Raw genomic sequence first — 13,062 nt, 5'->3', positions numbered from 1 at the left:
TTATTATATATTGCACAAGAACAACGCATGAAAGCTCACAATAATGACTCGTAAATTCTATCAAAATACAGCTGGAAATATTTTGATATCTAGGTATTTATCGTTAACTTTGGCGATACGAAAAGAAACCATTCATAAACTAATTTTAAACAAAGATGACTTACAAGATTATTGACATCGAGGGAATCGGCAACGTAAATGCAAAAAAACTTGTTGAAGCAGGTATCAATACAGTGGATGATTTACTGCAAAAGGCAAAAAATCCTGCCGGCCGTAAAACCCTAGAAGAAACTACAGGGATAAGTGGTAAAAGTATTCTGAAGTGGACAAACCATGCTGACTTGATGCGCATTAACGGTGTAGGTCCACAGTTCTCTGAACTTTTGGAAGCCGCTGGTGTTGACACGGTGAAGGAACTGAAACACCGGGTAGCAGAGAATTTACAGCAAAAACTTGAAGAAATTAATAATAAGAGAAACTTGGTAAACCACGTACCCTCAGTTTCAGAAGTTCAGAAAATGATTGATCAGGCCAAAGAATTACCAGCAATCATGGAATACTAATTCCGCCTATTCGGCAGAATATCTTCAACATGGCACTGCATTTCATGCTGTTCATCTACAGCATGAGTGCTTTTTCTGCCCTATGTGGTCTATTGTCATCAGGTGAAGGTCAGCCACCAAAAAGATTTCAAAATCGCATTTAATATCCTTGAAAAACATGTTTCGAATTACAAGTTATTCTCACATCTCCACAATCTTAGGATAATGCAATGAACTGAGAACATGGATATGATGGTAAAACTTGTTGCATAAAACAGGGAAAAACAGCTGCACCTTTTCCATAGCACAAAGGTAGATTCACAAAGGTGAAATGGGCATATTTTCTTAATGTAGATATATAAGTTCTTGGATAAGAACTACTTCTGAACTATTTTTATGAAGTATTTTGGCAAAAATAACTAAATATATTTCTCTATCACGCAAAAAACAACTATATTTGCAAATCAAAATCGAGGTACAAGATAAAAAATAACAACAAATAACAATAAATACAATGACGAAAGCAGATATCATCAACGAAATTTCAATGTCTACCGGCTTGCAGAAAAAAGAAGTAGCAGCTGTGGTAGAATGCTTCATGAGTACTGTAAAGGATAGCCTTCTCAAGAAAAGAGAAAATGTTTATTTGAGAGGTTTTGGTAGCTTTATTATCAAGCACAGAGCGGCAAAGACTGCCAGAAACATTCAAAAGAATACCACAATTACAATTGACGCACACGATTTGCCCAGCTTTAAACCATCTAAGAGCTTCATCAATGCGATGAAAGCGTAAGGCAACTTTTAAGTTGAGAATTATCAAATTGGTATTCTACATCTATTAATATAGAAAATTTAGTACAAAACATATTATTTTTAAACATTTAAAATTATGCCAAACGGTAAGAAAAAGAAGGGCCACAAGATGGCTACGCACAAGCGTAAAAAAAGATTAAGAAAGAATAGACATAAGAGCAAATAACATTGCTTGATAGTCTATATAGACAGTGGGGCGCGTCAAAAAGTCCTATGAAGGATATTTGGCACGCCCTTTTTTGATGTAACTAAGCAAAGTAAGAAGAGAAATGACCAGCGAAGTTGTTATTGACGTCCAGGAGAAAGACATTGCCACGGCACTGTTAGAGGATAAGCGACTGGTTGAATACCAGAACGAACCGCGCTCTGCAACTTTCTCTGTTGGAAATGTCTACATCGCAAAAGTAAAAAAACTTATGCCAGGCTTGAATGCCTGTTTTGTGGATGTAGGATATGAAAGAGACGCTTTTCTTCACTATCTTGACTTAGGGAGCCAATTTAATTCGTATGCGAAGTACTTAAAACAAGTACAAAGTGACAGAAAAAAACTTTATCCATTTGCCAAAGCTTCACGTCTGCCAGACCTTCAAAAAGACGGTAGCGTTCAGTCAACACTAACCTTAGGACAAGAAGTATTGGTGCAAATTGTTAAAGAACCTATTTCAACCAAAGGTCCACGACTAACTGCTGAGTTGTCTTTTGCAGGTCGCTTTTTAGTTCTGATTCCCTTTGGTGACAAAGTTTCCGTTTCTTCAAAAATCAAAAACGGTGAGGAACGCGCCAGGTTGAAACAACTCGTCCGCAGCATTAAACCTAAAAACTGCGGCGTCATCGTACGCACGGTGGCAGAAGGAAAAAGAGTTGCTGAGTTAGATGGCGAAATGAAAGTGTTGACAAAGCGTTGGCAAGATGCGATTGTCAAAGTACAGAAAACCCAAAAACGACCTCAACTAGTATATGAAGAAGCGGTACGAGCAATCGCTTTATTAAGAGATATATTTAACCCAAGCTTCGAGAATATTTATATTAATGATGAAGAAGCATTTAGGCAGGTTAAAGACTATGTCACGTTAATAGCCCCGAGCAAGTCGGGCATTGTGAAGCGGTACACGGGCAAAGTGCCTATCTTTGATAATTTCAACATCACAAAACAAATTAAGTCTAGCTTCGGTAAGACCATCAACTACAAGCATGGTGCCTATCTTATCATTGAGCATACCGAGGCCCTTCATGTTGTGGATGTAAATAGTGGGAACCGAACACGAAAAGAAAATGACCAAGAAGCAAATGCGCTTGAAGTAAACCTTGGGGCAGCAGACGAATTGGCACGGCAGCTCAGGTTGCGTGACATGGGAGGTATTATCGTTGTTGATTTTATCGACATGCATCTTGCTGAAGACCGACAGATGCTCTACGAGCGCATGTGTAAGAACATGCAAAGTGATCGTGCACGTCACAACATTCTCCCACTGAGTAAGTTTGGATTGATGCAAATCACTAGACAACGTGTAAGACCTGTAATGGATGTCAATGTTGACGAAACATGTCCCACGTGTAATGGCACAGGTAAAATTAAGTCTAGTATTTTATTTACCGATCAACTTGAAAGAAAAATTGACAAACTAGTCAACAAAATAGGAATTAAACGGTTCACGCTCCACGTTCATCCGTATGTAGCCGCATATATCAATCAAGGAGTGTTCTCCCTGAAACGTAAGTGGCAGATGAAATATGGACTTGGAGTTAACGTCATCCCTTCACAAAAACTAGCTTTTTTGCAATATGAATTCTACAATTCAAAAAAGCAGTTTATTGACATGAAGGAAGAGATAGAAACAAAGTAAACTTTCTGATACAACAGGGATGAGCATGCCACAAGCGTGTCCATCCCTGTTGTTTTTATTATTTACCATATAGCATATTTCACAAAAATACATTGTAGATCATGAACAAGAAAGCCCTACTCACACTCATTTCATGTTGCCTCCTCACGGGCATCCATGCCAAAGAAATGTCGCAATACGAATGCTTCAGCCTCATGAAGGGCAAAATAAAGCCATCGGTAGCGCCCATGCTCAAGACAACCTGGGGACAGAACGCCCCCTATAACCTACAATGTCCGCTGGCTCCTGGTAAGAACGTACACTGCAAGACGGGCTGCGTAGCCACTGCCATGGCACAGGTTATGAAATATTACGGTTATCCTACGCGCGGACAAGGTAGCGTGAGCTACGCATACGTGGGCGACGACGGACTAACATACTTCGTTGAGACCGACTTCAGCAAAAGCACCTACGACTGGGAGAAGATGAAAGATGCCTACACATACGGTGACAACAGCTCGGACGAGGAGAAGCAAGCAGTGGCAAAAATCATGGCCGACTGTGGTGCTGCTGTGAAAATGGAGTACAGGCTACACTACAGTGGCGCATTTGACATGGATGTGGCACATGCTCTGAAAGACCATTTTGCGTACGACGATGCCGTGACCTACCTGTCAACCTTCCTCAACGATGATGTAAATGACAGCACATGGTACACAACCCTTTACCAGCAACTTTCAGACGGCATGCCGGTCATCTACGGAGGAAGTTCGCCCTACGCGCCACATTGCTTCGTCATCGACGGCTACGACGACAAGGGCAATTTTCATGTGGTATACGGTCTGGGAGGCGGAGATGGATTTGTGGATCTCAAGAAAATACCCTACCAGAATCAGTCGATGACATTCAACATCAAACCACGCAAGGTAACCAATACGGTGGGCAAACACCTTGCAGACAGCCGTACACCCATGGAGAAAGCGCGCTACCTGCTGGACGGAACCAGAATCAGCAGGCCGCAGCGGGGCGTCAACATCATCGTGATGGACGATGGAACGGTGCGCAAGGAGATAGTAACAGAACCTTAACAAGTTTTCTATTGCTGCTTGCTAAAACTTTGTTTGAGGATGAAAAAATCAGGAGGGTGCATCTTAATCGTTTATATAATGCACCCTCTCCTATTCTTAGTAAATTTCTACTGATACAAAAAAAATATAATCTTTGCTGGATCATCGTAATATTGCAACTTTATTCGCGCGTTGTTGAATTTGAGAATCGAAAGTATGTTTACGGCAACATCTATGACTTCAATTCGTGTATTATTCGTAAACCTCGTCGATACCAAACTCATCTACGTCCCTATCATCTCTGGCGCACGGATTATAACCTTCAGGTAGTCCAAAAGAAGCATCTGGTTTATATCCTAACGAAGCATCTTTATACACTCTTTTCATGAAGTTAGCCCATATTGGTAATGCCATGGTTGCTCCCTGCCCCATCCTCATGGAGTCAAAATGAATGTCGCGGTCTTCACCGCCTACCCAACATCCACTCACTAATTGAGGTGTGAAGCCCATGAACCAAGCATCAGAATTTCGGTTAGTAGTACCCGTTTTCGCTCCTATCTCTCCACCGATGTTGTACTTGAAACGCAATCGACCTGCTGTTCCTCTGTCGACAACTTCTTGCAAGAGAACTAGCATTTTGTTGGCACTCTCCGCACTAATCACTTCGCTCATACGAGGCTGGAAGGTTGCCAGCACATTCCCTTCATTATCTTCTATTTTAGAAACAAACATGGGAGCGGTACGGATGCCGTGATTGGCAAAAGTGGTGTATGCGCCGACCATTTCCGCAACAGAAACTTCACAAGGCCCTAAACAAAGAGCCATAGAAGGATGAATGTCTGGATTTTGAATGCCGAAATCGTGAAGCATACTTACAAACAGCTGTGGGTTCAAACGGCTCATCAAGTATGCCGATATCCAGTTGTTCGAGTTGGCCAAGCCCCATTTCAGCGTCACCATCGAGCCATAACTTCTTCTACTGGTGTTTCTTGGTGTCCAAGGTTTGCCTGCCACCATGTAAGTTCTCTGCACGTTGGGGGCTTGGTCGCAAGGAGAAAAACCGTTTTCCATGGCCAAGGAATACAGAAAAGGTTTGATGGTTGACCCAACCTGTCGGCGCCCGTTCATCACCATGTCATACATGAAGTGATTGTAGTCAAGCCCACCCACGTATGCCTTCACATAACCCGTCTGCGGATCCATGCTCATGAAGCCCGCACGAAGGAAAGACTTGTAATAACGGATAGAATCCATAGGCGTCATTGTCGTATCCACATCGCCATGATAGGTAAACACCGCCATGTCGACAGGTGTGTTGAATGACTTCTTGATTTCTTCGTCAGAGGCACCAGAGGCTTTCAATACTCTATAGCGCTCACTTCCCATCATAGACCTATTCAAGATAGATCTAATCTCTTTCGGTGTCAGTGCTTTGGTGAAGGGAGCGTTGGGGCGTTTGGCTTTCTCTTTGTCAAAAGCTGGTTGCAAGAACTTAGCCACGTGGTTATAAACAGCCTGTTCTGCATATAGCTGCATACGTGAATCTATGGTGGTAAACACTTTCAGGCCATCCGTGTAGACATTATAAGGCTTGCCATTTCTCTTAAAATTCTTATTGCACCAACCATAAAGGGGATCTGTATCCCATGCGATGGAATCGAAGACAAATTGATTCTGGTTCCAGGATGGATAATCAGAACGATCTGGACGCGAGGCCATCATATATTGGCGCAGGAATTCACGGAAGTAGGTAGCCAATCCATTCTTGTGATCTGTACGGTGAAAGTTCAGCTTCAACTTTTCATCTGCGTACTGGTGGTATTCTGCTTTCGAAAGATAGCCGGCCTTCTGCATTTGCCCAAGCACGACATTACGACGTTCGGTACAACGTTCAGGATAACGAACGGGATTATATAGAGACGGATTCTTACAAAGGCCGATGAGCATGGCCGACTCTGTGACTGTCAAGTCTTTGGGTTCTTTATTGAAATACGTATTTGCAGCCGTTTTAATTCCTACCGCATTGTGAAGAAAATCAAAATAATTAAGGTATAATGCGATGATTTCTTCCTTGGTGTAATTTCGCTCCAACTTTACCGCGATGACCCATTCAATGGGTTTTTGCAGCATTCGTTCCAATGTACTTCGTGCAGTTTCCGAATAAAGCTGTTTAGCCAATTGTTGGGTTATAGTTGAGCCGCCTCCGGCATTCTCTTGTCCTAATATCCCCCGTTTGATGATGGCACGTCCCAATGCGAAAAAGTCAATTCCTGAATGTTCGTAGAACCGTTCATCCTCTGTTGCAACCAAAGCATGAACCAGATGTGGAGAAATCTTAGAATAAGGTATGACAATGCGGTTTTCCTTGTTAAAGTTCCAGGTGCCCAGCACTTTTCCATCTGCCGAATAAACCTGGGTTGCAAAACGACTGATGGGGTTCTGAAGGTCTTCTACTTCAGGCATATAGCCTATCCACCCATTCCATATCGCGATAAATGCAATCAGGATGATGCAAAATACTGCGATCAAAGTTTTCCAAAGGAAATGAACAAATGCCTTTCTCATTCTCCGCAATACATATATATAATTGATGCAAAAATACAACTTTTCTTTTAATTATCTCTCGTAAATAAAAATTAATAACTAACTTAGCCGTCAATTCCAAAAACAGATTAAGTATACAAAATGGAAAAACGTCATTTTATCAACATTGCCGACCTCGCTAAAGATGAGCTGATGTATCTGTTGGCCTTGGCCGAGCAATTTGAAATGCATCCCAACCGCGAACTATTAAAAGGGAAGGTCGTAGCCACACTCTTCTATGAGCCATCAACCAGAACCCGTCTTAGCTTTGAGACGGCGGCTAACAGGCTGGGGGCACGGGTAATAGGCTTTTCAGATGCGAAAGCTTCCAGCGTATCCAAAGGTGAAACCCTCAAGGATACCATACTCATGGTTTCCAACTATGCCGACCTCATCGTGATGCGCCATTACATCGAAGGTGCGGCTCAATATGCCAGTGAAGTGGCTCCCGTTCCCATCATCAATGCCGGTGACGGTGCTCACATGCACCCTTCTCAATGCTTGTTGGATCTCTACTCTATCTACAAGACGCAAGGAACGCTTGAAAACTTGAACATTTATCTGGTGGGCGATTTGAAGTATGGCCGCACGGTGCATTCACTCATTACGGCAATGCGACACTTCAACCCCACTTTTCATTTCATTGCTCCTAACGAACTGGCCATGCCCATGGAGTACAAGCTCTATTGTCAAGAGCATGGCATCAAGTACCAAGAACACACTGCCTTTAACAGCAAGGTGCTGGCAGACGCCGACATACTCTATATGACACGTGTGCAGAAAGAACGTTTCTCTGACTTGATGGAATACGAACATGTGAAGAACGTTTACATTCTGCGCAACGACATGCTCAAAAGCGTCAAGGACAACCTCAAGATACTGCATCCACTACCACGTGTCAACGAAATTGCTTACGACGTGGATGACAATCCGCATGCCTATTACATTCAACAAGCACAGAACGGGCTCTATGCCAGACAAGCCATATTCAGTCATTGTCTAGGCATCACACTTGAAGACATCAAGCAAGATAAAACAATTATCAAATAAGTTGTAATACAACAATAATATTCTGATTATGAACAAGAAAGAGCGTTTAGTTGCAGCAATAGAGAATGGTACCGTTATAGATCATATTCCTGCGAGCAAAACATACCAAGTTGTCAATCTGCTGGAACTCCAATCATTAAACACACCGGTTACCATTGGCAACAATTTTGTTTCCAAAAAGATTGGTAAGAAAGGCATCATCAAGGTTTCTGACAAGTTTTTCTCTGATGAAGAAATCAGCCGCCTTTCTGTGGTAGCACCGAAAATAGTGCTCAACATCATCAAAGATTACGAAGTAGTAGAGAAGAAAACAGTTGAGACACCGAACGAATTGCGTGGCATCGTGAAATGCAACAACCCCATGTGCATTACCAACAACGAGCCCATGCAAACCGTATTCCATGTGGTAGACAAGACACATGGTTTATTGAAATGTCACTATTGTGATAAAGAACAAGACATCAATAAAGTAGAACTCTGCTGAATCCTGTCCTGTCAAACTCACTAAAAAAAATCAATAATAGACCCAAAAAACAAACAGAATGCTGTGAATTGCAGATCATTCTAAATGAAACATCTTTACTTAAACCAAATTAAAAAATCATGGAAAAAGATCAAGAACTTTTTAATCTCATTGAGCAAGAGCATCAACGCCAGCTCAAAGGAATGGAACTTATCGCATCAGAGAACTTTGTCAGCGACGAAGTGATGCAGGCTATGGGATCGTATTTAACAAACAAATACGCCGAAGGTCTTCCCGGAAAGCGTTATTATGGCGGTTGCCAAATCGTTGACCAGGTAGAGAATCTGGCGATAGCACGTGTTAAAGAACTCTTCGGAGCCGAGTTTGCCAACGTACAACCACACTCGGGCGCACAAGCAAACGCCGCCGTCTTGCTGGCTGTATTGAAGCCTGGCGATACATTTATGGGGCTCAACCTCGATCATGGCGGCCATTTGTCACACGGAAGCAGCGTCAACACATCCGGAATTCTTTATCATCCCATTGGCTATAACCTGAATAAGGAAACGGGTCGGATAGACTATGATGAGATGGAACAGCTGGCTCACCAACATCATCCTAAACTGATTATCGGAGGTGGCTCTGCTTACAGCCGCGAGTGGGACTATCAGCGCATGCGAAAGATTGCTGACGAAGTAGGAGCTTTACTCATGGTTGACATGGCTCACCCAGCAGGATTGATTGCCGCCGGATTGCTGAACAATCCCGTCAAATATGCACACATCGTCACCAGTACCACACACAAAACGCTCCGTGGTCCACGCGGTGGCATCATTTTGATGGGTAAAGACTTTGAAAACCCATGGGGCCTGACCACTAAGAAAGGTGATGTCAAGATGATGTCGCAACTGCTCAACAGTGCTGTATTCCCCGGAACACAGGGCGGTCCTCTTGAACATGTCATTGCAGCCAAGGCTGTTGGCTTCGGTGAAAACCTGAAACCCTCATGGAAAGAGTATGCTCTGCAGGTTAAAAAGAATGCGGCTGTGTTGGCCGACGCACTCACACAACGTGGCTTTAGCATCGTAAGTGGCGGAACAGACAACCACTCGATGCTGGTTGACCTTCGCTCAAAATATCCCGAACTGACAGGTAAAGTGGCAGAGAACGCACTCGTTGCTGCCGATATTACTGTCAACAAGAACATGGTTCCTTACGACACACGTTCGGCATTCCAAACCAGTGGCATCCGTCTTGGCACCGCAGCTATGACGACACGAGGTGCGAAAGAAGACATCATGCTTCTCGTTGCCGGACTCATCGAAGAGGTATTGAACGCACCTGATGATGAAAAGATCATCGCAAACGTAAGACAGAAAGTCAACGAAACGATGAAGAACTATCCCCTCTTTGCTTATTAAGAGGCATCAATAGGTTATCAACGACCACCGAATCCTTCCCATGTCCGATAGAAGAAAGCTTTTGAAGTATGGGAGGGGTTCGGCTTGATTCAATTCCTTGTTTATCCAATCAGCATACACTATTGATAGCTCGCTCATCAATGGAATGATAAAAACTCAATATGACATACGTTGTTCAATACACTATTCTCATTGCCATCCTCATCGCGGCTGTAGCGTATGCAGGACGAAGAATATACCTGACATGGCGACACAGCGGCGACAAATGCTACGGATGTAAAGGATGTGCATTACATGACCAGATTCTGAAAAAACAAGCGTCAGCCCATCGAAAGCCCGCATGTTATGAGAAAAAGTGAGACAAATGTTTGGAAGAACAAATTATTTACCTTATCTTTGCACACGCAAAAATCAATCAGGGTACCTTGGCCGATCGGTTAGGTAACGGTCTGCAAAACCGTGTAGGGCAGTTCGACTCTGCCAGGTACCTCATAATTAGCGAATCACAATCTTTTCACGCTTGAAGAGATTGTGATTTTTTCGTTTATGCCCATATATGCACCTAGCTTACAATGTTCAAATGGCCCATGTCATGGCTTTGGCAGGGACAGGACGATGGTTTTAAACCAATCTTTCATCACCCCACCCGCCTGATTTTGCGAATCAGATACCAAGACCAACACTTGGGAACCGTCGGCCAGTTTCGGACCAAGGCACATCCCCTCAAAGTTGGCTATCTCATGACGGAATAAAGAAAGTCGGGTGGTCCATTTCGTCACCAATCGTTTTTTCAAATAAGGCATTACTTCGTTCAGCGCTTCTTCCCCATCGATGGGAGCGCCTTTTTGAGGGTGTACCAAAAACAATTTATTGTTGACAAAAGCACCCAGTTTAGAAGGTGGCGTATAAAATTCGCGCTCTAAGACCAGCACGCTGCCGTCATCGAGTGCCGTGACCTCAGCAACTCCCATGCCATAGAGATAAGCTTTCTTGTTTGCTTCGGGTGCATCCATCAGATAGGCATACTGATGTAAGGGCTGAAAATCGGCACTGAACGATTGCAAGCGCAACCTGTTACGAACCCCATTTGTCGCAGTGGCCTGTTCACCATCGCCCAGAAGCGTCCCTTCATTACACGTCCAAAAAGTCTGGGTTCGCTCGTTAAAGCTCAAAGATTCCAACCCATAATTGCCCCTATCCTTTTGGTAAATGGCAGGAACGGACAGTTGTCTGATCGTTAGATGCCCATCCAGCGCATATTCTTTGATGGTGTTGTCGGTTTCACGGGTGATGTACAACGTTTTAGATGACGGCACATAAGTGATGGCTTCCATATCCCCATTTTTGTCTGTGTCGCCCCTAAAGCCGAGATTCTCCACGTGAAGTACGTCGCCAGTGATGGAGTCGAGTGCTATTTTAAAAAGGAAGAAGCCATCCTGTGGCGACTTGTCACTAACCACTGCATACACACTGTCACCGATATAGGTGATACCACTGTAATTCCCTGCGGGTATTTCCTGCGGAAAACTACGCTGCTTATTCACTCGCACAACTGTTAGCGAGTCTTGAGCTTTTACAGAATATACCGCCAATAAGACGGCTGCCATTAAATAAATCTTTCTCATCTGATATGAATAGAGTGCAAGCCGAAGCCAAAGGAAAACTTGTTTACTTTGGTGAGACGCAGCCCATCTTATGCAAAGATGGCGCAAACCGAAGCCATAGAAAAACTTGTTTACTTTGGTGAGGCGCAGCCCATCTTATGCAAAGGTAATATATTCCCAGCAACAAACTACAGCTTTTCTGCGAAGATTCACAAATCTTTTGCATACTCTATATATGTCAATGCCATACGAAGTGCACTAATTCTTAGTTTGTTGCCTGCCCTTTCGAAAAATAGACCTTAGGGTAAAATAGAGTTCTTCTTGTATTCTGAACATCCTCCATGAAAATCTTAGTGGCATGTACCCGAATTTATATTTTAATCGTTTGTACAGTCTATTTACCTCAATGCTTTTCCATATTCGATGAAGCTCATGCATGCCCATCGCTAAATCCTCAGCAGAAAGCTGTTGTCTGTAGGAATAATGAAAATAGTATAAATCTATCAATACCACCCAACGCTCATTCTCATAAATAGTTAACACTTCATCGCTTACGTTGAATTTTATCAACTGTTTCTTCATACTTTCATTGGCGCGAAGATAGTCAAACCTGCTTCCACTAATAATGTGTGTTACCGAGTGGGGATTGTAGTGGTAGTAATACTCTCCATGACAACAACCCACTTGCTTAGAAAACAGATAATGCAGTCGTGTACTGTTGTCATCACTGTAGGTTTTACATGTGTCATCGTACGGGAACTGTTTGAAGAGGAAGGTTTTCGCAGCATAAACGCCATGTATTTTCCAGGTTAAACTGTCTTTGAAAGCTTCATATCCAGACCTTTCTTCAAAAAAATCCATGGCATATTCCTGTGTGGTTGAATTGTCACCTCCAATAGTGATGAGCTTGAAAAGCACACAGTCTACTTGTGGATGCTTTTCAAAGACCTGTAAAGCCTGTTCTAAGGCATCTGGTGCAAAAGTATCATCGCAATCTAAAAAAGTGGTGTAACGAGCGTTGATATACCGAATTCCTTCATTGCGTGCATGTGCTGCTCCATAGTTTTGATTTAGATGATAAATCTCGATTCGTTGGTCTACAGCAGCATACGATTGTAATATTTCCCAAGAATTGTCCGTAGATCCGTCATCCACACAAATCACTTGAATATCTTTGAGGGTTTGTTTTCGCAACGAGTCCAAGCATCTTTTCAGATACTTGCTACCATTATAAACCGCCACCAATATGGCAAATGATGCTGTTTTTTCCACACTCGTGTTTTTAGACGTGTCCACAAATCGTTATTTTTTCTCCATCTACGCACTGACAACCACATACCCAGAGCAGCACAAGCGCTGTGCCATACCCTCGACACCGAGAAGGTGAGCCACCAACTTGTTATGAACAATGCTTAGCAAAATATCATAATCTTGTTCAACATCAGTGTATTTTAAGCTATGAATATGTGTTTTGTTGCGATTCTCGTTTATCATCTTAGGATGAACGAATAAAAATTACTTTTATTACGTTTCCGATGTAGAACTTTTGTTTCAACACCGAACCAAGCGTATATGCCAATTAAATAGCATTTTATTTTTCATTTTTTGGCATTTTAGTCGTTCAGTTCGTAGAAGGAGAATTCGGAAAATGTGAAATGATCGTCTATTTATAGTGTGATTATGTGAAAATACATGG

At 42.8% G+C, this 13,062-nt stretch carries 11 protein-coding genes and 1 tRNA gene; 9 read left to right on the top strand and 3 right to left on the bottom strand.

The features are described 5' to 3' along the window. The first annotated feature begins 155 nt into the window (after positions 1 to 155). The 4 genes from NQ518_RS02815 (at position 156) to NQ518_RS02800 (ending at position 4,266) form a co-directional block, all read left to right on the top strand. Positions 156 to 563 (top strand): DUF4332 domain-containing protein, encoded by a 408-nt coding sequence (locus NQ518_RS02815; protein WP_004347685.1) that lies wholly within the window; start codon positions 156 to 158, stop codon positions 561 to 563. Between the two features lie 493 nt (positions 564 to 1,056). Next, positions 1,057 to 1,335, top strand: coding sequence for an HU family DNA-binding protein (locus NQ518_RS02810; protein ID WP_227207198.1), 279 nt, complete (start codon positions 1,057 to 1,059; stop codon positions 1,333 to 1,335). A 289-nt stretch (positions 1,336 to 1,624) separates the two neighbouring features. After that, positions 1,625 to 3,199: an Rne/Rng family ribonuclease gene (locus tag NQ518_RS02805; RefSeq protein ID WP_227207200.1), complete on the top strand. Its 1,575-nt coding sequence runs from the start codon at positions 1,625 to 1,627 to the stop codon at positions 3,197 to 3,199. Between the two features lie 101 nt (positions 3,200 to 3,300). After that, positions 3,301 to 4,266 carry a C10 family peptidase gene (locus NQ518_RS02800; RefSeq protein ID WP_227207202.1) on the top strand — a complete coding sequence of 322 codons (966 nt, stop codon included), beginning with the start codon at positions 3,301 to 3,303 and terminating at the stop codon, positions 4,264 to 4,266. Between the two features lie 231 nt (positions 4,267 to 4,497). On the opposite strand, the gene NQ518_RS02795 is transcribed toward NQ518_RS02800, so the two are convergent. Beyond that, entirely contained in the window at positions 4,498 to 6,810 is a 2,313-nt protein-coding gene (locus tag NQ518_RS02795) for a penicillin-binding protein 1A (RefSeq protein ID WP_227207204.1), read from the bottom strand. Between the two features lie 120 nt (positions 6,811 to 6,930). Between NQ518_RS02795 and pyrB the strand changes: the two genes are divergently transcribed. The 5 genes from pyrB to NQ518_RS02770 all read left to right on the top strand — a co-directional run bounded on the left by pyrB (position 6,931) and on the right by NQ518_RS02770 (position 10,252). Further along, a complete protein-coding gene (gene pyrB, locus NQ518_RS02790) occupies positions 6,931 to 7,878 on the top strand; it encodes an aspartate carbamoyltransferase (protein WP_227207206.1) in 948 nt (315 codons plus the stop codon). Between the two features lie 28 nt (positions 7,879 to 7,906). Beyond that, the gene (locus NQ518_RS02785; RefSeq protein ID WP_227207208.1) at positions 7,907 to 8,362 is read left to right on the top strand and encodes an aspartate carbamoyltransferase regulatory subunit; all 456 of its coding nucleotides are present in this window, start codon (positions 7,907 to 7,909) and stop codon (positions 8,360 to 8,362) included. Between the two features lie 119 nt (positions 8,363 to 8,481). Beyond that, positions 8,482 to 9,762 carry a serine hydroxymethyltransferase gene (gene glyA, locus NQ518_RS02780; protein WP_227960932.1) on the top strand — a complete coding sequence of 427 codons (1,281 nt, stop codon included), beginning with the start codon at positions 8,482 to 8,484 and terminating at the stop codon, positions 9,760 to 9,762. 161 nt (positions 9,763 to 9,923) lie between these two features. After that, positions 9,924 to 10,121 carry a FeoB-associated Cys-rich membrane protein gene (locus NQ518_RS02775; protein ID WP_227207212.1) on the top strand — a complete coding sequence of 66 codons (198 nt, stop codon included), beginning with the start codon at positions 9,924 to 9,926 and terminating at the stop codon, positions 10,119 to 10,121. 60 nt (positions 10,122 to 10,181) lie between these two features. Continuing rightward, positions 10,182 to 10,252 (top strand) — tRNA-Cys (locus tag NQ518_RS02770). Positions 10,253 to 10,352: 100 nt separating this feature from the next. Here the strand turns inward: NQ518_RS02770 and NQ518_RS02765 are convergent. Together NQ518_RS02765 and NQ518_RS02760 are read right to left on the bottom strand one after the other, a co-directional pair. Continuing rightward, positions 10,353 to 11,387: an esterase-like activity of phytase family protein gene (locus NQ518_RS02765; RefSeq protein WP_227207214.1), complete on the bottom strand. Its 1,035-nt coding sequence runs from the start codon at positions 11,385 to 11,387 to the stop codon at positions 10,353 to 10,355. Between the two features lie 237 nt (positions 11,388 to 11,624). Continuing rightward, positions 11,625 to 12,638, bottom strand: coding sequence for a glycosyltransferase family 2 protein (locus tag NQ518_RS02760; protein ID WP_227207216.1), 1,014 nt, complete (start codon positions 12,636 to 12,638; stop codon positions 11,625 to 11,627). Positions 12,639 to 13,062 lie beyond the last annotated feature (424 nt).

The organism is Hoylesella buccalis ATCC 35310 (assembly GCF_025151385.1).
Classification (GTDB): domain Bacteria; phylum Bacteroidota; class Bacteroidia; order Bacteroidales; family Bacteroidaceae; genus Prevotella; species Prevotella buccalis.
The sequence above is the reverse complement of the archived record's forward strand: the minus strand, read 5'-3'. Positions and strand labels throughout refer to the sequence as shown.

Bases quoted from the DNA above. Each gene is read 5' to 3' on its own strand.
- NQ518_RS02815 (WP_004347685.1), top strand. From the start codon at position 156: ATGACTTACAAGATTATTGACATCGAGGGAATCGGCAACGTAAATGCA.
- NQ518_RS02810 (WP_227207198.1), top strand. From the start codon at position 1,057: ATGACGAAAGCAGATATCATCAACGAAATTTCAATGTCTACCGGCTTG.
- NQ518_RS02805 (WP_227207200.1), top strand. From the start codon at position 1,625: ATGACCAGCGAAGTTGTTATTGACGTCCAGGAGAAAGACATTGCCACG.
- NQ518_RS02800 (WP_227207202.1), top strand. From the start codon at position 3,301: ATGAACAAGAAAGCCCTACTCACACTCATTTCATGTTGCCTCCTCACG.
- NQ518_RS02795 (WP_227207204.1), bottom strand. From the start codon at position 6,810: ATGAGAAAGGCATTTGTTCATTTCCTTTGGAAAACTTTGATCGCAGTA.
- pyrB (WP_227207206.1), top strand. From the start codon at position 6,931: ATGGAAAAACGTCATTTTATCAACATTGCCGACCTCGCTAAAGATGAG.
- NQ518_RS02785 (WP_227207208.1), top strand. From the start codon at position 7,907: ATGAACAAGAAAGAGCGTTTAGTTGCAGCAATAGAGAATGGTACCGTT.
- glyA (WP_227960932.1), top strand. From the start codon at position 8,482: ATGGAAAAAGATCAAGAACTTTTTAATCTCATTGAGCAAGAGCATCAA.
- NQ518_RS02775 (WP_227207212.1), top strand. From the start codon at position 9,924: ATGACATACGTTGTTCAATACACTATTCTCATTGCCATCCTCATCGCG.
- NQ518_RS02765 (WP_227207214.1), bottom strand. From the start codon at position 11,387: ATGAGAAAGATTTATTTAATGGCAGCCGTCTTATTGGCGGTATATTCT.